Below are 20351 nucleotides of genomic sequence, written 5' to 3'. Positions count from 1 at the left end.
TCCGAAAGTGCCCGGTAGCAAAGCCGCAACTGATAAGGCACCGGTTTTGACGCAGATCGGGCATGCCCGGTCTGTGCACGTTTTTATCCTTTTACGTCATGTGGCAACAGCGCTCAATACCCGAAAAGGGCCGGGGGGCAAAAAACACTGTGCTCCGGCAGGGGGCCGCCCGCAGGTGCGCACATGCGCGATTCCTGGTGCGAACCCGCCCGCCGGAGCGCAGGTGGTCATATTCTGGTTCACTATCGGCCGCAAAAAGCAAAGGAACTTTTATGCACTGAGCCTGAGAGCATTTTATGTTGAAACGCTTCAGGTGTTTCAGTTTCGACAGTGCACCTTAGCAACGCTGACCGGTTCTAGTCAGACGTGCCCGACAGAAGCTTGCGCATGCTGCTGATGGCCTGCCGCGTGCGGTGTTCGTTTTCAATAAGGGCAAAGCGCACATATTCGTCGCCGTAAGAGCCGAAGCCAAGACCCGGCGAAACAGCCACGTGAGCCTCGGTCAGCAACAGCTTGGAAAACTCCACGGAGCCCATTTTGCGGAAGGCTTCGGGAATACGCGCCCACACAAACATTGTGGCCTTGGGGGAAGGCACTTCCCAGCCGATGCGGTTGAGGCCGTCGATAAGACGGTCGCGCCGTTCCTTGTAGACGTTGCAGATATCGTTCACACAGTCTTCGGGGCCGTTAAGGGCCACGGTGGCGGCAATCTGCACGGGCTGGAAGATGCCGTAGTCAAGGTAGCTCTTGATGCGGGCCAGGGCGTGAATGAGGTGCTTGTTGCCCATGCAGAAGCCCACGCGCCAGCCGGGCATGGAGTAGCTTTTGGACAGGGTGTAAAATTCCACGCCTACGTCCTTTGCTCCCTTGGCCTGCAGAAAACTCGGGGCCTTGTAGCCGTCAAAAACAAGGTCGGCATAGGCCAGGTCGTGTATAACCCAGATGTTGTTTGCCTTGGCGAATTCCACAATTTTTTCAAAAAAGGCCAGGTCCGTCACTTCTGTGGTGGGGTTGTGCGGATAGCAGAGAAAAAGCAGCTTGGGCTTGGGCCATGCCTGGCGGGTTGCGGTTTCAAGGTCTTCAAAAAAATCCCGGCCAGGGCCGATGGGCACGCTGCGCACGTCCGCGCCCGCAATGATGGGGGCGTATTTGTGGATGGGATAGGTGGGGTCTGGCGCAAGCACCACATCGCCGGGCTCAAGCATGGCCAGCGAAAGATGGGCCAGGCCTTCCTTGGAGCCCATTGTAACGATAGATTCGGTTTCCGGGTCAAGGTCCACATCAAAGTGGCGCTTGTAGCGGTCACAGACAGCTTTGCGCAGGTTTGGGATGCCGCGCGAAAGGGAATAGCGGTGGTTGATGGGCTTGAGTGCTGCCTCTGCGAGCTTTTCCACAATGGGTGCGGGCGTGGGGATGTCCGGATTGCCCATGCTGAAGTCCACGATGTCGATATTCTGCCGACGAAGCCGCATCTTGAGGTCCCCAACTACAGCGAAAACGTAGGGGGGCAGGCGGCGAATGCGTGAAAACTCTTCCATTGTCTTGCTCCCAGAGCATAATGATTGTCCCGGCAAGGGCACAAGCGCCCTTGCGGCGGCGCGGCGGGCGGCCAGCAATGTCGCTCGGCCGCGCATGGTTGAAAAAAACCGCGCTCTTTCGCCCCAAGGGCGTAAGCGCGGTGGACGCCTCAGACGTTCCTCTTAAGGGTGGTGCAGCATAGCCAGCGAAAAGCAGGTTTGTAAAGCTTATGTACGAAACATCAGGCAATTAAGTTCTTTTTACCGCATTGTTAGTTTGCATATAAAGAGGTTGCGGTTGTGGCGGACACGCCAGTTGCTCTTTGCTTTCAGCCCGTCGTGGTGTAGGATGAGCAACAGTATGCTGCCCGGAGGAACACATGGACGACCATATCCGTTTTGACCATCAGAATCTTGAACTGCACCTGTTGGACCAGCGCTTTCTGCCAGAGCGGGAGTCGGACTTTGTGTGTCGCACTGCAGACGACGTAATCAGCGCCTTGCAGACCATGGTCGTGCGCGGCGCGCCTGCCATAGGCGTTACGGCGGCCTGGGGCTGCGTGCTGGCCCTCAAGGATGCGCAAGGGCCGGACTGGGCTGCAAGACTTGAGCTGGGTATGGAGCGCATAGCCTCCGCCAGACCTACGGCAGTGAATCTGCGCTGGGGTGTGGAACGCATGCGTAATAAATGGAAATCTTTTGGCGGCGCGAATATTGATCAGTCAGCCCTGCTTACGGCCTTTACGCACGAGGCCCAGACCATGCAGGACGAAGATGTGGCCATTTGCAAAACCCTGGGCCGCCACGGCGCGACCTGTATTGATGACGGCGACTGCGTGCTCACGCATTGCAATGCCGGAGCCCTGGCCACAGCTGGTTATGGCACGGCCCTTGGCGTTATACGCGCCGCTGCCGAAGCTGGCAAAAAAATCAGCGTTATTGCCGACGAAACTCGGCCTTTTCTTCAGGGTGCGCGCCTCACTGCCTGGGAACTGGCGCGCGATGGCATTCCCGTAACCGTGGCCTGCGACAATGCCTGTGCTCTGCTTATGAGCAAGGGCATGGTGCAACGCGTGGTTGTGGGGGCCGACCGCATAGCCGCCAATGGCGACACGGCCAACAAAATAGGCACCTTTGGCGTGGCTTTGCTGGCCAGACATTTTCACATTCCCTTCTATGTGGCTGCGCCCTTGTCGACCATAGATCCGGTCACGCCCGACGGCGGAGGCATTCCCATTGAGCAGCGCCCTGATCGCGAAGTGACACATGTGGGTGAAACCCGCCTGTGTCCCAAGGACGTGCCTGTGTATAATTTTGCTTTTGACGTGACACCTGCAGAGTACATCAGCGGCATCATCACGGAAAAAGGCGTGCTTTATCCCCCGTACAGCCTGTCCATATGGGCGGCCCTGAATGATCTGAACACTGGCCGCAGCGGGGGTATCACCAACGCTGCTACGGAAGACGAAGACGACGTTGCGGCATCCGCCGGGAGCCAGAAGCTATGAAGGAACTTATCCTGGTTGTCGGGCCCGGCCAGCCAGACCTGATTTCCTGCCCGGCCGCCAATGGCGGAAAAGACAAGCGGATCTTCGTGCAGTGGGAAGGCTGGGAAGCCCCCAAGGGGCACGTTTCGCTTGCGGCCCGGCTGCGGGCAGAGCTTGAAACCATCCGCGCGGAACACGCAGCCTGGGCGTATGACCTGGGGCGCCTGACAACGGAAGACGGCAAGGAAGTGCAGGACAAGCTGCGCGCCGGGCATCCGCTTTCCATGTGGTGGTGCTCGCTGCTTTACGAACGTCACCCCAAGATGACGCCCGGTTTGTACGCCGTCTACAGACTGCGCGCCCTTGAACGGTTTATGGATGAGGAAAATGTTACGGCCCTGCATCTCTTTGGCGGGGACGATACCTTGCGCGGCGTGCTGGCCCATATGTGCGCCTCATCGGGGCGCGATTTTTCTGAAGAACACGGTGTGCCTGCGCCTCTGGAGCCGCCAGTGTCTTTTGTGCGCCGCTTGTACAATGCGACTCCGGCTCCACTACGAACGCTGGCCCGTTACGCGCACTGGCTGTGGACCGTGCGCCGCAAACTGCCCGTAAGCCCTGACGCGGGCAAGGCCTTTGCTCCCGTGCAGGGAGAAGCCGGGCCTGTGCAGGCAGCCACCATTGCCACCTATTTTCCCAACGTGGACATGAAGGCCGCCGCAGAAGGGCATTTTCGCTCCCGCTACTGGGAAAGCCTGCACGATGCGCTGCGCGATGCTGCCAAAAAGGAAGGTGCGCCCTGGGTGCGCTGGCTCTTTATCCGCTTTCCTGCGCCGCAGTTGAGCCTTGAGCAATGCATCGCCCTGCGTGACCGCTTTCGCAAGGAAGGAAAAGACGGCGCCAGCTTTCATTACCTTGAAGAATTTTTGCGCCACCGCGACCTTTGGGCCGCATTGTGGCGGTACCTGCGTCTCTGCCTGGGCAGCCACAGCCTTGAGTCCTCTGTGCGGCCCGCATTCCGGTTCGCCGGTTCTCACTTCAACTTCTGGCCTTATCTGGAAACTTACTGGGTAGAGTCTTTCAGGGGCTGGCGCGGTCTTGAGCGCTGTTTGCAACAACGCGCCTTCGATGTCTACGCCGGGGCCGCCGGGCCGCAACGCTGGACGCTTTTCCCGCTGGAGAACTGCCCCTGGGAGCGCATGCTCACCGTATCCATGCGTGAGGCCTTGGCCGCTGCCACGCCCTGCGCAGACCCTGAGGCAGGCCCGGTCATCGGGGCGCAGCACTCTACGGTGCGGCCTACGGATTTTCGCTATTTTGACGATCCGCGCACTTTTGAGGCCCCCTGCGATGTCTTTCAGCCCGACATGATTCGCGGCAACGGGCAATCTGCCTGCGAACAGTGGCTACAGGCGGGCACGCCCCCCCAAAGGCTTGGCGAAGTGGAGGCCCTGCGTTATCTCTATCTTGCTGAAGGCGCGCGTTCCTTGCCGTCGACCGTTGCATCCGGCGAAGAAAGTTCCGCAGTACGGGCAACTGAAGCAGCATCAGCACAGCCGAAGCGCCTTCTGGCCGTTACCAGCTTTTTTCAGGATGAAACGGAGGCCCATCTGGTTCTGCTGGCCCGCGCGCTGCATGCCGGGGTTCTGGACGGTTGGCAGATTGTGGTGAAACCTCACCCCTACCTGCCAGTGGAAGAACGCCTGCGCGCCTTGCTGGGCCGCCGCATTTCTGAAGTGCGCATTGCTCAGGGCGCCATTGGCGAGGAATTTGTGCCGGGGGTTGTGGTGTGGTCTTCCAACTCTACAACAGTTGCGCTTGAGGCGGCCCTGAAGGGGCTGCCGATAATGAGCATGCTGCCTGTGGATGATTTTGATCTTTGTCCGTTGCAGGATGTGCCCCAGCTGCCCCGAACAGGCAGCGTGGAGGATGTGGCTGAGGCCTTGGCCGCTGCCGCCCCCCTGCAACTGCCGGCCAACTATCTGGATCTGGACCCGGCCCTGCCGCGCTGGAAAAAGTTGCTGGGGGTATAAGTATGACGATGGGCACTCAAGAACGCATTCTCGAAATGGTTCACCACTGCTATTGGGACAAAAACGCCAACTGCGCCCAGACTACCCTGTACTGTCTTGAGCAGTTGACCGGGCAGCCTGTGCATCCGCTGCTTTTTCAGGCCACCGTGGGATGCCACGGGGCCGGAGACAAAGGCGGCCAATGCGGCCTGATGGAAGGAGCGATGCTCTTTCTGGGGATTTACGGCGCTACCCTGGGCAAAACTGATGCTGAAATTGTTGAAATGTGCTCGCGCTATGCCAGCCTTTTCAAAAGAAACTTCAGCAGTCTGGCCTGCCGTGATCTCAGGCCCGGCGGTTTTCGGGATGATGACCCGCCCCATTTGTGTGAACGCTTCACAGTGAGAGCTGTGACCTGCCTGCACGATTTTGTCACAAGCCTGAAGTAGGCTCTTCGCTGCGGGCTGTAGCGCCTCAGGCTGCGTACAGCCCTGCCCGTTGCGTGGCAGGACGTACTGTGTCACAAAGAGATAAGTGGTTCTGTACAGATGGTGCGGGGCCGCTGCATCTTTGCTCGAGGGGGTCTCATGCTCAGCGTTTTTGACCTGTTCAAGATTGGCATCGGACCGTCCAGTTCGCACACTGTGGGGCCGATGGTGGCGGGCAAGGCTTTTGCGGGGGAACTGGCGGTACTGGGGCTTTTGCCCATGGTCGGGCGCGTTAGTGTTGATCTTTTTGGTTCTTTGGCCCTTACGGGCGAGGGCCACGGCACCACAGGAGCCATCTTGGGCGGCCTGGAAGGTGAAGAGCCCGCCTCGGTTGATACGGCCCATCTGGCCCGGCGCACGGCGGAACTTAAAAATAACGCCGACCTTGTTCTCATCTGCGCACAAACCATTCCTTTTGTTTACGAACGCGACATGCGCCTGCACAAGGGCATGTTTCTGCCCCGTCACTCCAATGCGATGAAGCTCACGGCCCATGCCGGTGACGGCACGGAGCTGTATACCCGTACCTACTACTCCATTGGCGGCGGCTTTATCCGTACAGATGCGGACTTTGACAGCGAGCCGGAGACCTGGCCCAATCCTCCGTATCCTTACAAGACCGCCAGCGAACTGTTTGCCATTTGCGAAAGCGAAGGCAAAACCGTGGCGCAGATCGTCATGGCCAACGAAAGTTTCTGGCATTCGCCCACGGAGGTGCGCCGCCGCGCCCAGGCCATCATGGATGTCATGCGTGATTCGGTAGAGCGCGGTTGCTACACCGACGGCGTGCTGCCCGGCGGCTACAACGTGCGCCGCCGCGCGCCCAACCTGCTGCGCAAGGTCAGTGCCCTTCAGGCGCAGGGCCGCCGTGATCTGAGCCTGTGGCCGACGCTTTACGCCTTTGCCGTGGCAGAGGAAAACGCTTCCGGCGGGCGGGTGGTCACAGCCCCCACCAACGGTGCCGCTGGGGTTGTGCCCGCAGTGCTGACCTACTATCAGAATTTCTACCCCCATGCCACGGAAGAGGGCGCTCTGGACTTCTTGCTCACGGCGGGAGCCATCGGCCTTTTCTTCAAAACAAATGCCTCCATTTCAGGGGCGGAAGTTGGCTGCCAGGGCGAAGTGGGCGTGGCCTGCTCAATGGCGGCGGGAGCCTACTGCGCGGTAACGGGCGGCAATGTGAAACAGGTGGAAGTGGCTGCCGAAATTGGCATGGAGCACAATCTGGGCCTGACCTGCGATCCAGTGGGCGGGCTTGTGCAGATCCCCTGCATCGAGCGCAATGGCGTTGCCGCAGAGCGCGCGGTCAATTGCGCGCAGCTTTCACGCCTGGAAGACGGGCGGCAGCGCGTGATCTCGCTGGATGCCATTATTGAGGTCATGTACCGCACGGGCCTTGATCTGCAATCCCGCTACAAGGAAACCTCGTTGGGCGGTCTGGCTCAGGCCGTGGCCGAAGGGCTGGAACGCAAGAAAAATTCCGAAAACGCCTGATCCCGATAATCAAGGAAGAACATCAATGAGTGAAATACGCATTGTCGCTGAACTGGAAGTGCTGCCCCAGCACCGTGAGGCCCTCATGCCCGTACTGCAGGCTCTGGTGGACGGCAGCAGGGGCGAGGCAGGCAACATAAGCTATGAGCTTACCGAGGACCTGTCCAATGTGTGCCGCTTTTTCGTTATTGAAGCCTGGGCTTCGCAACAGGCCATAGACGAGCACAACGTCACGCCGCACTTTACGGCTTTTGTGGCCTTTACCGAAGGCAAGCTCAAGCACTTGGCCATAACCCTGCTCAAGAAGGTTTTTTAGGCTGTAGCTCCACGGGCGTCTTTTCAGTTATCGCTGCGTCGAACTTCATCTTTTGTTCAGGTCGTGCGATGATGGGGATTGCCGCCTTGAAACACGTTTGATTTCAAAACAGGTTTGACCATAAAAAACGGGCATGCAGTGCATGCCCGTTTTTTGTGTAAATGGCGTCGATGTTTAGTACGGCCTAGCGCGGTTCGATAACTTCCAGACCATTCATGTAGGGCACCAGCACCTTGGGCAGAATCACGCTGCCGTCCTTTTGCTGGCAATTTTCCAGTATGGCGGCGGTGGTGCGGCCAGTGGGCAAGCCGGAACCGTTGAGGGTGTGGACAAAAGCCGCCTTGCCACCCTTGGGCTTGAAGCGGATGTCTGCCCGGCGCGCCTGAAAGTCGGTGCAGTTGGAGCAGGACGATATTTCCCGGTAGGTTTTCTGCGCGGGCATCCACACTTCAACGTCGTAGGTTTTGGCAGAAGAAAAGCCCATATCACCAGTGCACAGGGTGATGAAACGGTAGGGCAGTTCCAGCAGTTCCAGCAGTTCACAGGCGTGACCGCGCATGAGTTCAAGCTGGTTGAAGCTGTCTTCGGGGTGAGCGAAGCGTACCATTTCAACCTTGGTGAACTGGTGCATGCGTATCATGCCGCGTGTGTCCTTGCCCGCGCTGCCCGCTTCGGAACGGAAGCAGGGGGTCGCGGCGCAGTAGGCGCGGGGCAGGTCAGCCTCGTCCAGCACTTCGCCTGCGTGCAGGTTGGTCAGCGGCACTTCGGCTGTGGGAATGAGAAAATAGTCCCAGTCCTGCAACTTGAACAGGTCTTCCTCAAACTTGGGCAACTGGGCCGTGCCTGTCATAGTGGCGCGGTTGACCATATAGGGAGGGCTTACTTCAGTGTAGTCGCCGTGGCAGGTATGCCTGTCGAGAAAAAAGGCGGCCAGGGCACGTTCAAGGCGTGCGCCCCAACCCAGGGACACCACAAAACGGCTGCCCGTAAGGCGCGCGGCACGTTCAAAATCCAGCCCGCCCAGGGCAACGCCAATGTCGCCGTGTTCGCGCACATCGAAATCAAACTGACGGGGCGTGCCCCAGCGGTTCACTTCAACATTTTCGTCTTCATTGGCTCCCAGCGGCACGGTGCTGTCGGGGATATTTGGCACGCGCATGAGCCAGCTTTCCACATCGGCCTTGGCCTGTGCGGTTTCGACGTCCAACTCCTTGATGCGGTCAGACAGGGTGGAAAGTTCTGCAAGCAGTTCCCCGGCATCCTGACCAGAGCGCTTGAGGGCCGCCACCTGCCCAGATGCTTCATTACGCTTGCTTTTGAGGCCTTCCACTTCTGTGAGCAGGGTGCGGCGTTTGCCGTCCAGTTCCAGAAATGCATCCACACTGATGTCCGAATGACGGTCGGCCAGAGCCTTGGCCAAAACTTCGGGCTGCCTCTGCACCAGTTTGAGATCAATCATGACCGCTCCTGAAAAATTGCGCTGTATTACGCTGGATACGCGGTAAATTTGCAGCCAGAGCTGCCCGCGACATCGTTATTCCTTTATCACGGGGGCATACTGCCTTGCAAGGCTGGCTTTTTCCGTATATAGACCACGAGAATACTCTTGAAAATTTCTATAAAACGCGAGGCTGTCATGAAACCTGTGCGCAATGTATTATGTCTAGTTTTGCTTGCTTTTCTGGCAACAGCCTGCGGGCCCGCCAACAGTGTGCGCCTGCTGCCGCCGCCTTTTATGGAAGGCGCTGTGCTGCCCGGCCCCAAGGCTCCCAGAGTGACTGTGGTGGCATTTGAAGACAAGCGGCAAGACCAGACTGTCATAGGTTCGCGCCGTGACAATACCGCCTTTGTCACCAATGACAGCGTTACCCAGTGGATAAGCAAGGCCCTTGCTGACGAACTGGCCCGTAACGGCCTTCAGGTTTCTTATGCCGACAGCGTAAATCAGGCCCGTGCGGGTAATCCCGACTATCTGGTGACTGGCGACGTGGATCAGGTATGGCTGCGCGAAAACTCCGCCACCGACCTGGCAACCAGCATGCGCGTCAACTACTCCGTAGCCAACCGGCAGAGCCGCATCTACAGCGAAACGCTCAATGCCTCGCAGTCGCGCACGGTCATGCCAATGGGCAGCGCTGCCGACAATATTATGCTGGACACGCTGCGTGAACTTATCAAGCCCATGGCGCAAAAGATTGTTCAGGCTATTGAGGCCAAGAAATAAGCTTCTGCGCGCTTCGCGTGCCCTGTTTTTCTGCGCGGCGCTGACAGTGACCGCGTTGGTGTATTGTACCCTGCCGTCGGCCCTTGTGGTCGGCGGCTTTGTGTTGGCGGCGCATGCCGAAGAAGCAGTCGGCACGGGCCAGCTTCGCTTGGGTCAATTCCCCACGGGAGAACCGTTTGGCGGGCAGCTGGCAAAAAAGCCTGCGGATCAGGCACTGCCTGCCCCGTCCCATCCTGGTTTCTCTTCTGATCCCGTCTCTGTCCCTGATGCCGCAGCCCCACCTCTTGCTGACATCGAACACAGTGAACTTGCGCGGGCGCGAACCCCGCTCAACAGCGCTGCGGCGCGTATTCTGGCTGAAGGCAATGCCCGTATGGCGGCTCTGGCTGCTGCTGCCGATGCTTTGCCCAACAGGCGCGACATTCGCATGGGGGCCATCAATGCCGATGAACGGCTTGTTCTGGCCGCGCAGCTTTACCGTTCCGTAGTCAGGTATCACGAAGATGGCGCGCCTGCTGTAACGGTGCACTTGCGGGCTCGTCCCGGGGCTGCCAGCAATATATCGCAGGCTCTGCGGAGTGCTGATCTCGTGCAGTTGCGGCTGCGCCTTTTGCAGGAAACGACAGATCTGCTGCAACTCATGAATGCGCGTGATCCGGCTGAAAATGGCGCTGTAAGGAATCACGCGGGCAGCAACCACCGTTCTGGCATACGCGGCAGCGGCAACCTCGGCAATGTATACCGGGCGCCAGTGGGAATGCACGACGCGGCAAGTTCCGCCAGGCCCGGCGAACGCGGTGGAGATGCCCGCAAGAACGCGCTGGATGAGGCTTTTTCGGGTTGTGTGGGGGCCGGGGCAGAAGCGCCCCCGGTGGCAGATGCCACACCCGGCACAGATTTTTCCGATGCCTCGCTTGACGACGCAGTGTGGACTGAAAGGCATTGGAACAATGCCTCACACCAACTACAAGCACTTTTGCAGGCGCAGGACGTTCTGGCGTCCGATGCGGACGGCTGGCTTGTGCCTGACGGACTTTTGCCCCAGCTGGAGCAGGTGTCTGCCCGGTTGCCGCAAAGCCCTGGCGCATGGCTTTTGCTGGCCGAGGCACAGTTGCGGCGCGGGTTGCCGCTGCAAAGCATTGTTTCGTGCGATGCTGCTCTGGCTCTGGATTCCGGCCTGAGCAGGGCGCGCTACATCCGCGCACTCGGGCATTGGCGGCTTCAGCAGCTTGCCCTTGCGGAAAATGATCTGACTTCGTCTCTGGATGACAGGCACGGTTTCACGCCTCAAGGAGATGACAGGGCGCGGCGCTTGCGGGCGCGGGGAACCGTACGCATGCAACGGCGCGATATGACGGGTATGTGTGAGGATTTTGGCGCGGCCTGTGCGCTGGGCGAGTGTGAGGGGTTGATTCTGGCCAGGGCGCAGCAGTACTGTCTGCCGTCTGGATCTTCTGACCCGCAGGCCAGCCCGGAAGCGCGGCAGGAAAGCACGCCTGCCCCGCCAGATGGGGAAAAATCCACCGCGCCAGATGCGGAATCCTCTCCGTCAGATCTTTCGAAGTCAGCTGCTGGAACTAAGGAACTAAAGCCGTGAGCCGTGACCCTCTTCTTAAAGTCTACGGGCATGTATACCCGGTGAGCAGCGCGTTTTACGACGATCTGGCGCACGCTTGCGCCGATGCCCTGCCCGACGCTGATGATATTCCCGTGCTGGAAAAAGACGGGGACATGGCGCGCATTTCCTTTGAGGGTATGTACTTTCCTGTGGACGAAGTGCTGGAAGCCCTGGCCCGGCATCTGGAGCCGGAACACAAGGGCAAGCTTGATGTGCTGGATATGGACGGCTGGCGTCTGACACGGCATGCGCTCGAAGGGGGCCGCATCAATAGCAGCAGCGCGCCGCTGAATAATGTTCTGGACTATTCAGGGCATTAATGGCCTGTAAAATCGCCAATCGCCAATCGCCAATCGCCAATCGCCAATCGCCAATCGCTCGTCACCGCTTCACGCGGTTTTTTTAGTCTGTCAAAAGCAGGGCATTTTTTAGGGCAGCATATCTTTGAAATATTACATTTTCAAAGGTGACGTGCTGCCCCCCTCATGCAATTTACGGCAAAATCCAGGACGCGTTACCGCGCGTTGCGCCCTTGTAACGCGCTGGCTAACCAGCCACGTTCCGTTCAAAAAGTGCCATATATTCCTGATTGCCCTTGGGCCCTTTGATGGCGGCGGGCAGCACTCCACGGCAGTTCAAGCCAAGGTTTGCCTCGGTAAAGGCCAGTATTTTGTCGACCGCCCTTTGCCGCGCTTCTTCATCGCGCACGACGCCCTTGACCGTCTCGCCCGGTCCCAGCTCGAACTGGGGCTTGATGAGGGTAGCCACAATGCCGCCGGGCTTGAGCCACGTCATGCAGGCTGGCAGCACCAGAGTAAGAGAGATAAAGGAAACGTCGGCCACCACCATGTCTACCTGTTCGGGAATAAGTTCGGCTTCTGCATGGCGCAGGTTGACGCCTTCAAGGTTGACAACGCGGGTGTCGGCCCGGAGTTTTTCGTGCAACTGGTTGCGGCCCACGTCCACCGCATAAACACGGGCGGCTCCGCGTTGCAGCAGGCAGTCGGTAAAGCCGCCAGTGGACGCGCCGGCGTCCAGGCAAACAAAGCCTGTCACGTTCAGTTTGAACTGGTCGAGAATGGTAATCAGCTTGTAGGCCCCCCGGCTCACATAGGGTTCCGGCTCCAGCAGGGCAAAGGCCGTGTCTGCCGGATAGGGATGCCCGGGTTTGGGCACAAGCTGGGGCGGTGCGCCGGGCACGCATTCCGCAAGAATGATTTTGCCCGCCATGATAAGGCGGCGTGCCTGCTCGCGGCTCGCGGCAAGGCCTTGCTCAAAAACAAGTTGGTCTGCGCGTTGTCGTGGGTTTTTTGCCATGCGGGCTATATAGCGCCGAAGGGCCGCCCTGGCAATGCGGCGGGCCGCAGTGGCAGGGCAGAATATGATGCCGCCTGGTCTTTGCCTCTTACCCCTTGCCAAAAGTTGAAAGAAGCGCTATATGGTTTGCCCTTGTGCGATATACTTTCGCACCAAGGGAAAAACGCGCGGGCGTCTGGCAGTAATTTCGCCGGATTATGCCGCGTTCCATGAGGTAGTTGTCATGAAGAAAGATATCCATCCCAAAGTGTTCAATGCCACCATCACCTGCGCTTGCGGCAACGAAGAAACCGTGCTCTCCACCAAGGGTGAGCAGGTAAGCGTGGAAGTATGTTCCGCTTGCCATCCTTTCTACACCGGCAAGCAGCGCTTCCTTGATACGGCTGGCCGTATTGACCGCTTCCGTAAAAAGTACGCCAAGTTTGAGCCTAAATAGTCGCGGGCGGCAGGATATGCCGCACAAGGATGACGCACGGCAGGGAGCGCCAGGCAAGGCCGCAGGGGGAAAATCCCGGTGGGCCATGATGGCGCTTTATGCTTTGACGTCTGCCTGCCCCACAGTGGGTGGTCAGGCCGTTATGGAAGGCGTGATGATGCGCAACGGCGATACCTACGGTCTTGCCGTACGCCAGGCCGACGGGGAGATTATTGCCCGTCGTCTGCCCTGGTTTTCTCTGTTGCGTTATGACTGGCTGAAAAAGCCTTTCCTGCGGGGCTTTCCTATTCTGCTGGAAACGCTCGTCAACGGCATCAAGGCGCTTAACCGCTCGGTAGAGGTGGTGGCTCAAGGGCAGGAAGAGGAAATCTCTGGCTGGCATCTGGTAGTAACCATGCTGGCAGCCCTGCTTATGGCCATCGGCCTTTTCGTGGTGGTGCCGCACCTGTTGTCCCTGGGTATGCTGTGGCTGAACCTGGGCGGCGACGTGGAAGGGCTGACCTTTCATCTGTGGGACGGCTTTTTCAAGTGCTGCATCTTTATGGGGTACATAAAAGCCATCTCTTATGTTCCTGACATCCGCAGGGTTTTTCAGTACCACGGGGCAGAGCACAAGACCATTCACGCTTTCGAGTCCGGCGACGAGGTAACTGCGGCAAGCGCTGCGCGCATGAGCCGCCTGCATCCGCGTTGCGGCACCACGTTTTTGCTCTTTGTCATCTGCATATCCATTATTTTGCACGCGGTGCTGGTGCCTGCGCTGCTGGCCCTGCACACGCCGCAAGGCGCTGTGGCAAAGCACGCCCTGACCATCTTTTTCAAGCTGCTGCTTATGGTGCCCATCAGTGCTTTGGCTTACGAGCTTATCCGCTATGCGGCGCGCCTGCCCCAGGGGCCGCTTGCCAGCATTCTGCGCGCGCCAGGCCTGGCCCTGCAAAAGCTGACCACCTATGAGCCGGACGAAAGCCAGCTTGAAGTGGCGGTAGTGGCCCTGCGTGAAGCTTTGGGGCCCGAGGCCGGAGAAAATGTACGCACGGTGCCCTACACCGCGCAGTAACGCCCTTTGCCTCTGTACGGTTGGGCTGAGGCCCGCCGTCCGCTGTTTCCGTTTTTGTCCACTGCCAGCCGGAGATCCCTATGTTCGCCAAATTAGAAGGCCTGGAAAAAAAGTATCTGGAGCTTGAGGATGCCCTCGCCCAGCCCGATGTTTTCAACGACCAGGATCATTACCGCAAGCTGACCAAGGCCCACGCCGATCTGCGCGACGTGGTGGATCTTTTTCGCCGTTACCGTTCCGTGAGTGAAGAGCTGGCCGAAAACAAGCTGCTGCTGCATGACGACGACCCCGAAATGCGCGCTATGGCACAGGAAGAAGTGCAGAAGGCCGAGGAAAAACTGCCGGAGCTTGAGCTTGAGCTCAAGGTCATGCTGTTGCCTTCCGACCCGCTTGACGAAAAGAACACCATTCTGGAAATCCGGGCTGGCACTGGCGGCGAAGAAGCTGCCCTTTTTGCCGCCGATCTCTTCCGCATGTATACGCGTTTTGCCGAGCTCAAGGGCTGGAAAGTGGAATTGATGAGTGAATCCCTCTCGGAATCCGGGGGCTTCAAGGAAGTCATCTGCCTTATCGCTGGCGACCGCGTATACAGTCACCTCAAGTACGAGGCCGGAACCCACCGCGTGCAGCGCGTGCCCGCCACCGAGACGCAGGGGCGCATCCATACCTCTGCCGCCACTGTGGCCGTCATGCCCGAAGCTGAAGAAGTGGACGTTGAAATCCGCCCCGACGACCTGCGAATAGATATTTACCGCGCCTCGGGAGCAGGCGGCCAGCACGTCAACAAGACGGAATCGGCCGTGCGCATTACCCACCTGCCCACCAACACCGTGGTTACCTGCCAGGACGAACGCTCGCAGCACAAGAACAAGGCCCGCGCCATGAAGGTGCTTGCCTCGCGTATTCTGGCCGCCGAGCGTGAACGCCAGAACTCGGAACTGTCGGCAGACCGCAAGGCGCAGGTTGGTTCAGGTGACCGTTCGGAACGCATCCGCACCTACAACTTTCCGCAGGGGCGCTGCACAGACCATCGCATCAACCTTACCCTGTATTCTCTGGACAGGATTATGGAAGGCGAAATTCAGTCTTTGGTGGAAGCGTTGGGCACGGCCGCTCAGGCCGAAGCACTCAGGGCGCAGAACACAGACTAACGCACGTTCATATCCGTATTTTCGTATCAGTGTCGCGTGTTCACCGCACGGCCGGACTGTTTGAAAGTATGACAAGAAATGTCAAATCCCCGTAAGCCATCAGCTTGCGGGGATTTTTTATTTGTGCAGGCTGCTTCAACCGGAGGTCACGGCAGAACCTGCTCTCTACAGAAGTGCTCCGGGGCAAGAGCCGCGTCTCTTTGAAATGCCTTACACCTCAGAGTTGTCATCCCACCGGAAGGTGCATTTTATCGAAAAATCCACACAGCGTAGCAGCGTGCTGCTCTCTTGTGCAGCGATAGAACCTTTATCCTTTTTTAACGTCAAAAGGCATGAAGGATTACGGCAAGGCAAAGAGCGAGGCAGGAAACGTGATTTTTTTTGACGACAGAATTTTGGTTTCTTGAGCGGGAGCGGGGCTATCCGGTTCAAATGCCGCCGCCGTAGAAGAAATACTGGGCGCAGGATCGGCATCATCTGGTGTTGCTGTTGAAAAAATGACGCTTCCTTGCGCAGCATCTGCCGGGGGAGTAGCGCCGGGAATTACGGAAAGCTCGTTGCCGCCGGAATCATATATGACCGTGGCCTTGGGCGTTATGACGCTGAAGCCGCCGCCGGGCATGCCCGTGATGCGCACATTGCCTGAGTTGACCAGGATGCTTCTGCCATTGGCAAGAACAATACTGACCACGCCCGCCACCCCTTTGCCGGATGTGCTCACAACCATCACAGCGCCACTGGGCATAACCGCTTGTGCGGTTTTTTGTTCTATCTGTTCAGATGCTTGCGGTAAAAATACTGTGGATGCAGGTGCTTTAAGGGCAAATGTTTCCCGCAGGGGTGTTTTGGGCGCAGGCGCAGCAGAAGACGCGGCAACCACATTCATACAGGCCGTAACAGGAACAGAAGACGTTTTTTTACTTGTGGGTATGAGTGACATTGCTTCGCTCCATTTCCTGTGAGCCGCTGTGCCGCAGAAGCGGCCTCTTTGGCTTTGGCATAGCACTTTGCAAAAGAGCAGAATATTGCTGTGCTCACAGTTGAAGACGTAGCAAAATTTATTCCACGATCAGAAGGAAAATTATGCCGGGCAATAGGATAGGGTATTGAGGGCAGGTCCCGGCATTGAGCGAAGAGGCATAGTATTGAAGGAAGGGTGCGGCACGAAGATTCCCGGTGGGCAGTGCAAGCTACAATGCCCCAGGGGCTGTCTCCAAATAATTCTTTTGTCCAACGGGCTGCGTCAAAAGGCCCTTTTTACTCCAGTCATGTACCGTGAGAGTACACTTCTTGCGTAAAAAAGGCCTTGTTCCTTGCCCTTGGCGCAAAGTCATTTATTTAGAGGCAGCCTCTAGTCACCCACCACAAAGGCTCCGGGGTAAAGAATGGAGAAGATCTCAAGCTGTTTTTGAGCTCCAAAGGAATCAGGCCATGGCCCCGCCTGAACGTTCCACATATTGTTGCTGCCAAAGTGCATGCGGCTCTTGTGTCCGGCCCTGTCCAGATCGCGCGCGAGTCTGTCGGCATTGTCCTTGTTGGCGAAAGCGCCTACCTGAACATAGTAGGACCCGGCAATGTCGCCATCGTTGCGCATCTGTGGCACGCCACCGAGGCTTTGCACGCGCACCCGGCCCGTGCCTGGCCCGATAATATTCAACTGGGTGGCGGCAGCGCGTGAAAGGTCGATAATGCGGTCGCCCACAAAGGGACCTCGGTCGTTGATGCGCACAATGATGCTGCGGCCGTTGCTCATATGGGTGACGCGTACCTTGGTGCCCAGGGGCAACAGCTTGTGGGCCGCCGTCATAGCGTACTGGTTGTAACGTTCGCCATTGGCAGTGGTTTTGCCGTGAAAGCCCGGTCCATACCAGGAGGCTTCGCCCACTTCAACAAAGCCGTGGGCAGATTTGAGCGGATAGTAGGTTTTACCGCGTACCGTGTAAGGTTTGGTGCCGGTGACGCCGCCTTTGCGCCATGAGCCGCCCCCTCGGGAGCCGCACCCGACCAGCAGCAGGGTACAGAGTGCGAGTAAAAGGCAGTTCCGCAGCAAGCGGAGGGCGGGGGTCACTTAATGCGTCTCCAGCGGATGAAGATAGGGCAGGCAGGGGAAGCCTTCGCGTTTGCCGCAGGCCGCGCAGATGTCGGCTCCAGTGCCTTGCGCGCCGGCTTCAGCATGCAGGCGGAGCAAAAGGTCGTGTCCTTCACAGCGCAGCAGGCCGCGCTCGTTGGCGCCTTCAAGCAAGGCCACTGCGGGTTCGCGGCGGCCTGCTTCAAGAAAATCACGGGCAGCAAGCAGGTACAGCAGTTCGTGTTCCGGCCCGTACAGTGCGTCCAGCAGAGTCACATAGTTTGCGCCAAATGCCTGCCGCGCCAGATGTTCCTCGCTGGCAAGCCAGCGTGCGAGATGGGTGTTGTGCTTTTCAACAGCCAGGTACTGGGCCAGCATGCGCAGGCCGTGCGACAGCACATGGCTTATGCGGGACAATTCGCGTGAAGAGCTTTCAGCGGTTTGCCCCACAAGCCCGCGCAGGGGATTGTACATGTCTGCTGTAACAGCATCGTGCCGCGCAATCTGGGCGAGGCGGTTGGCGTAGTGCTGATTCTGAAAGGCGTCTTCTCTCAGTTTGACGCATTCATGAAAAGCGTAACCGATGCTCCAGTCGATAAGCGCTTCAAGCGCATGCTGCCCAGCGGTGCCGCCAGGCAGCAGATTGTTCGCATGACGAAGCAGGGCTTCAATCTGCTTGGATTCCGCAGGATCTGTTGCGGATGCGGGCGAATACTCGCCGTTGCCCTGCGGTGTCAGGCCCAGGGTGTCGGCCTGGGAGATGGGGCCGGGCGTGTCGACCGGGGCTATGTCGCTGTGGGCGGGGGCATTGCGAAACAACAGGTGGGACGTGTCTTTCAGACGCCAGAATACGCCCTTGCGCATGGCCTCGCCCAAAAGGTCGCGCAGGGCAGAGTAGGAGACAGCGCCAGCCTGTTCAAAACGCTGGCGCTGGGCCGAAAGAGACTGAAAAACCGTGCAGTAGTCACGAACAAGGTCGCGCACAAGAAAATCGCGGTTTGCCAGCAGCCAGCGTCCTTTCACGCTTCGTCCTCCTTAAGAAGGGCCCTGGCCACGGCCAGGTCGTAAAGCCGGAGGGGATCAGCGTCGGCATTGCGTTCCAGCCGGTAAAGTTCCGAGGCGTCCTGCACCACGCTCATGCTGAGCCAGGGGTGGCGCTCCCATACGTCAGGCATATCGGATCGCCAAAGGCGGAATTCCACCTCGCCGTGTTCGCCTCGGCGAACATAAACACGGGAAAGGGTGTTGCCTGCCTGGGGATGGTAGTACAAACCGAGTTCGTCTTTCATTATGTGCATTCCTTGGAAGTAGCGCCGGATAAGCGCGGCGAGTCACTATACAGCATCAGTCTACGTCAAACAGGGCTGTTTGCAAAGGGTGCGCGCATTCGATATGTGAAAAAATGTACATAATACGAAAAAAAGTTGCACAATTGACAAAAAAGTGGGTATTACTAACCAATATAAAGACGGGACAAGCATGGCTGATGGACTGCGCATTCTGGCGCAAATACATGCTTGGCGGGCGCGGGGTCTGTATTTGTACATATATTCCCGCCCCGGTTGTCATTGGCATGAAAATGCGGTATGCAATGATTTGACCGCGTTGCGGCCTGAGGGGCCGAGGCTTTGACTCGCCCGTCTCACGCGATCCTTTGGGGCGTCCCGAATTTCACGGGGCGGGCGCGTTTCGGCGGGGGGCAATACCCGTCGGCGGAAGAACCTTTCGGTTCTTGTCCGCACGCCCGGTGAAGCATGGCATTTGCCAGCCCCGGATCGTCGCACTTGACCGGCACATCACGCACTGCGTGATACAAACAAACCATGTGGAGGTATGGCAATGGCGAAACATGCAACCCCCCTGTTGGACCAGCTGGAAAGCGGCCCCTGGCCGAGCTTTGTGTCCGACATCAAGCAGGAAGCGGCTGTTAGGGCCAAGAATCCTAGGGGTATCGATTATCAGATCCCTGTGGATTGCCCTGAAGACCTGCTGGGTGTGCTTGAACTTTCCTATAATGATAAGGAAACCCACTGGAAGCACGGCGGTATCGTTGGCGTGTTCGGTTACGGCGGCGGCGTTATCGGCCGTTACTGCGACCAGCCCGAAATGTTCCCCGGCGTTGCTCACTTCCACACCATGCGTGTGGCCCAGCCTGCGGGCAAGTTCTACAACAGCAAGTTCCTGCGCGACCTGTGCGACATTTGGGACATGCGCGGTTCCGGTCTGACCAACATGCACGGCTCCACTGGCGACATCGTGCTTCTTGGCACCCAGACCGCCCAGCTCGAAGAAATCTTCTTCGAACTGACCCACAACATGAACGTGGACCTTGGTGGCTCCGGCTCCAACCTGCGTACTCCTGAAGCCTGTCTTGGCCAGTCCCGCTGCGAATATGCCTGCTACAACACGCAGGACATGTGCTACCAGCTGACCATGGACTATCAGGACGAACTGCACCGTCCCGCCTTCCCCTACAAGTTCAAGTTCAAGTTCGACGGCTGCCCCAACGGTTGCGTGTGCGCCATGGCGCGTTCCGACTTCGCCGTTGTCGGTACCTGGAAGGACGACATCAAAATCGACCAGGAAGCCGTGAAGGCTTACGTGGCCGGTGAATTCGCTCCCAACGCCGGTGCTCACTCCGGTCGTGACTGGGGCAAGTTCGACCTGCAGAAAGAAGTGGTGGACCGCTGCCCCTCCCAGTGCATGAAGTGGGACGGCTCCAAGCTCTCCATCAAGACCGCTGACTGCGTGCGCTGCATGCACTGCATCAACACCATGCCCCGCGCTCTGCACATTGGTGACGAACGCGGCGCCAGCATCCTCGTGGGCGCCAAGGCTCCCGTGGTTGACGGCGCGCAGATGGGTTCGCTGCTCGTGCCCTTCGTCTCCTGTGAAGCTCCCTACGACGACGTCAAAGAAGTCATCGAAAAGATTTGGGACTGGTGGATGGAAGAAGGCAAGAACCGCGAACGCGTGGGCGAAACCATGAAGCGTCTGTCCTTCCAGAAGCTGCTGGAAGTCACCGACACTCCTGCTGCCGCTTACCACGTCAAGGAACCCCGTTCCAATCCGTACATCTTCTTCAAGGAAGAAGAAGTCACCGGTGGTTGGAACCGCGACCTCGCCGCTTACCGCAAACGCCATCAACGCTAGTCAAAGGGGGAGA

19 protein-coding genes are annotated in these 20351 nt (G+C 58.4%); 12 read left to right on the top strand and 7 right to left on the bottom strand.

What is annotated here, in order from left to right:
- Positions 1-356 precede the first annotated feature (356 nt).
- A complete protein-coding gene (locus HNQ38_RS13025; protein ID WP_183721930.1) occupies positions 357-1538 on the bottom strand; it encodes an aminotransferase class I/II-fold pyridoxal phosphate-dependent enzyme in 1182 nt (393 codons plus the stop codon).
- Positions 1539-1897: 359 nt separating this feature from the next.
- Between HNQ38_RS13025 and mtnA the strand changes: the two genes are divergently transcribed.
- The 5 genes from mtnA (at position 1898) to HNQ38_RS13000 (ending at position 7314) form a co-directional block, all read left to right on the top strand.
- Complete coding sequence (gene mtnA, locus HNQ38_RS13020; RefSeq protein ID WP_183721927.1) at positions 1898-3025, top strand: S-methyl-5-thioribose-1-phosphate isomerase; 1128 nt, start codon at positions 1898-1900, stop codon at positions 3023-3025.
- Complete coding sequence (locus HNQ38_RS13015; RefSeq protein ID WP_183721923.1) at positions 3022-5037, top strand: TIGR04326 family surface carbohydrate biosynthesis protein; 2016 nt, start codon at positions 3022-3024, stop codon at positions 5035-5037. The genes mtnA and HNQ38_RS13015 overlap by 4 nt, the downstream gene beginning before the upstream one ends.
- A 2-nt stretch (positions 5038-5039) precedes the next feature.
- Positions 5040-5465 (top strand): C-GCAxxG-C-C family protein, encoded by a 426-nt coding sequence (locus tag HNQ38_RS13010; protein ID WP_183721921.1) that lies wholly within the window; start codon positions 5040-5042, stop codon positions 5463-5465.
- A 138-nt stretch (positions 5466-5603) separates the two neighbouring features.
- On the top strand, positions 5604-6998 hold the full coding sequence (locus tag HNQ38_RS13005) for an L-serine ammonia-lyase (protein ID WP_183721918.1): 1395 nt from the start codon (positions 5604-5606) through the stop codon (positions 6996-6998).
- A 25-nt stretch (positions 6999-7023) separates the two neighbouring features.
- On the top strand, positions 7024-7314 hold the full coding sequence (locus HNQ38_RS13000; protein WP_183721915.1) for a putative quinol monooxygenase: 291 nt from the start codon (positions 7024-7026) through the stop codon (positions 7312-7314).
- 184 nt (positions 7315-7498) lie between these two features.
- On the opposite strand, the gene serS is transcribed toward HNQ38_RS13000, so the two are convergent.
- Positions 7499-8773, bottom strand: a complete 1275-nt coding sequence (serS, locus tag HNQ38_RS12995) for a serine--tRNA ligase (RefSeq protein WP_183721912.1) — start codon at positions 8771-8773, stop codon at positions 7499-7501.
- A 177-nt stretch (positions 8774-8950) separates the two neighbouring features.
- On the opposite strand from serS, the gene HNQ38_RS12990 reads away from it, so the two are divergent.
- The 3 genes from HNQ38_RS12990 to HNQ38_RS12980 are packed head-to-tail and all read left to right on the top strand — an operon-like array spanning position 8951 to position 11476.
- Positions 8951-9538 carry a YajG family lipoprotein gene (locus HNQ38_RS12990; RefSeq protein WP_183721909.1) on the top strand — a complete coding sequence of 196 codons (588 nt, stop codon included), beginning with the start codon at positions 8951-8953 and terminating at the stop codon, positions 9536-9538.
- Positions 9539-9584: 46 nt separating this feature from the next.
- Complete coding sequence (locus tag HNQ38_RS12985; RefSeq protein WP_183721906.1) at positions 9585-11135, top strand: tetratricopeptide repeat protein; 1551 nt, start codon at positions 9585-9587, stop codon at positions 11133-11135.
- Positions 11132-11476 (top strand): hypothetical protein, encoded by a 345-nt coding sequence (locus HNQ38_RS12980; protein ID WP_183721903.1) that lies wholly within the window; start codon positions 11132-11134, stop codon positions 11474-11476. Before HNQ38_RS12985 ends, HNQ38_RS12980 begins: the two co-directional genes overlap by 4 nt.
- A 226-nt stretch (positions 11477-11702) precedes the next feature.
- On the opposite strand, the gene HNQ38_RS12975 is transcribed toward HNQ38_RS12980, so the two are convergent.
- Entirely contained in the window at positions 11703-12473 is a 771-nt protein-coding gene (locus tag HNQ38_RS12975; protein WP_183721900.1) for a TlyA family RNA methyltransferase, read from the bottom strand.
- 223 nt (positions 12474-12696) lie between these two features.
- Between HNQ38_RS12975 and rpmE the strand changes: the two genes are divergently transcribed.
- From rpmE to prfA, 3 genes are all read left to right on the top strand, one after another.
- Entirely contained in the window at positions 12697-12909 is a 213-nt protein-coding gene (rpmE, locus tag HNQ38_RS12970) for a 50S ribosomal protein L31 (RefSeq protein WP_183721897.1), read from the top strand.
- A gap of 142 nt (positions 12910-13051) precedes the next feature.
- Entirely contained in the window at positions 13052-13966 is a 915-nt protein-coding gene (locus tag HNQ38_RS12965) for a DUF1385 domain-containing protein (protein WP_183722023.1), read from the top strand.
- A gap of 80 nt (positions 13967-14046) precedes the next feature.
- Positions 14047-15117 (top strand): peptide chain release factor 1, encoded by a 1071-nt coding sequence (prfA, locus tag HNQ38_RS12960; protein WP_183721883.1) that lies wholly within the window; start codon positions 14047-14049, stop codon positions 15115-15117.
- A 340-nt stretch (positions 15118-15457) separates the two neighbouring features.
- Here prfA and HNQ38_RS12955 read toward each other — a convergent pair whose 3' ends face one another.
- From HNQ38_RS12955 to HNQ38_RS12940, 4 genes are all read right to left on the bottom strand, one after another.
- On the bottom strand, positions 15458-16057 hold the full coding sequence (locus HNQ38_RS12955) for a hypothetical protein (protein ID WP_183721880.1): 600 nt from the start codon (positions 16055-16057) through the stop codon (positions 15458-15460).
- A gap of 411 nt (positions 16058-16468) precedes the next feature.
- Positions 16469-17185, bottom strand: a complete 717-nt coding sequence (locus HNQ38_RS12950) for a septal ring lytic transglycosylase RlpA family protein (protein WP_183721877.1) — start codon at positions 17183-17185, stop codon at positions 16469-16471.
- Positions 17186-18208, bottom strand: a complete 1023-nt coding sequence (locus tag HNQ38_RS12945) for a hypothetical protein (RefSeq protein WP_183721874.1) — start codon at positions 18206-18208, stop codon at positions 17186-17188. It lies immediately after the preceding gene.
- Entirely contained in the window at positions 18205-18474 is a 270-nt protein-coding gene (locus HNQ38_RS12940; protein ID WP_183721871.1) for a hypothetical protein, read from the bottom strand. Before HNQ38_RS12940 ends, HNQ38_RS12945 begins: the two co-directional genes overlap by 4 nt.
- Positions 18475-19024: 550 nt before the next feature.
- Here HNQ38_RS12940 and dsrA point away from each other — a divergent pair.
- Positions 19025-20338, top strand: a complete 1314-nt coding sequence (gene dsrA, locus HNQ38_RS12935) for a dissimilatory-type sulfite reductase subunit alpha (protein WP_183721868.1) — start codon at positions 19025-19027, stop codon at positions 20336-20338.
- The last annotated feature ends 13 nt before the right edge of the window (positions 20339-20351 follow it).

The organism is Desulfovibrio intestinalis, from assembly GCF_014202345.1.
GTDB classification, from domain to species: Bacteria; Desulfobacterota; Desulfovibrionia; order Desulfovibrionales; family Desulfovibrionaceae; genus Desulfovibrio; species Desulfovibrio intestinalis.
The sequence above is the reverse complement of the archived record's forward strand: the minus strand, read 5'-3'. Positions and strand labels throughout refer to the sequence as shown.

Excerpts from the sequence above, each read along its gene's own strand:
- HNQ38_RS12955 (WP_183721880.1), bottom strand. The coding sequence starts at position 16,057 with ATGTCACTCATACCCACAAGTAAAAAAACGTCTTCTGTTCCTGTTACG.
- HNQ38_RS12965 (WP_183722023.1), top strand. The coding sequence starts at position 13,052 with ATGGAAGGCGTGATGATGCGCAACGGCGATACCTACGGTCTTGCCGTA.
- HNQ38_RS13025 (WP_183721930.1), bottom strand. The coding sequence starts at position 1,538 with ATGGAAGAGTTTTCACGCATTCGCCGCCTGCCCCCCTACGTTTTCGCT.
- HNQ38_RS13015 (WP_183721923.1), top strand. The coding sequence starts at position 3,022 with ATGAAGGAACTTATCCTGGTTGTCGGGCCCGGCCAGCCAGACCTGATT.
- serS (WP_183721912.1), bottom strand. The coding sequence starts at position 8,773 with ATGATTGATCTCAAACTGGTGCAGAGGCAGCCCGAAGTTTTGGCCAAG.
- HNQ38_RS13010 (WP_183721921.1), top strand. The coding sequence starts at position 5,040 with ATGACGATGGGCACTCAAGAACGCATTCTCGAAATGGTTCACCACTGC.
- HNQ38_RS12940 (WP_183721871.1), bottom strand. The coding sequence starts at position 18,474 with ATGAAAGACGAACTCGGTTTGTACTACCATCCCCAGGCAGGCAACACC.
- HNQ38_RS12975 (WP_183721900.1), bottom strand. The coding sequence starts at position 12,473 with ATGGCAAAAAACCCACGACAACGCGCAGACCAACTTGTTTTTGAGCAA.
- rpmE (WP_183721897.1), top strand. The coding sequence starts at position 12,697 with ATGAAGAAAGATATCCATCCCAAAGTGTTCAATGCCACCATCACCTGC.
- dsrA (WP_183721868.1), top strand. The coding sequence starts at position 19,025 with ATGGCGAAACATGCAACCCCCCTGTTGGACCAGCTGGAAAGCGGCCCC.
- HNQ38_RS12990 (WP_183721909.1), top strand. The coding sequence starts at position 8,951 with ATGAAACCTGTGCGCAATGTATTATGTCTAGTTTTGCTTGCTTTTCTG.
- HNQ38_RS13005 (WP_183721918.1), top strand. The coding sequence starts at position 5,604 with ATGCTCAGCGTTTTTGACCTGTTCAAGATTGGCATCGGACCGTCCAGT.
- mtnA (WP_183721927.1), top strand. The coding sequence starts at position 1,898 with ATGGACGACCATATCCGTTTTGACCATCAGAATCTTGAACTGCACCTG.
- prfA (WP_183721883.1), top strand. The coding sequence starts at position 14,047 with ATGTTCGCCAAATTAGAAGGCCTGGAAAAAAAGTATCTGGAGCTTGAG.
- HNQ38_RS13000 (WP_183721915.1), top strand. The coding sequence starts at position 7,024 with ATGAGTGAAATACGCATTGTCGCTGAACTGGAAGTGCTGCCCCAGCAC.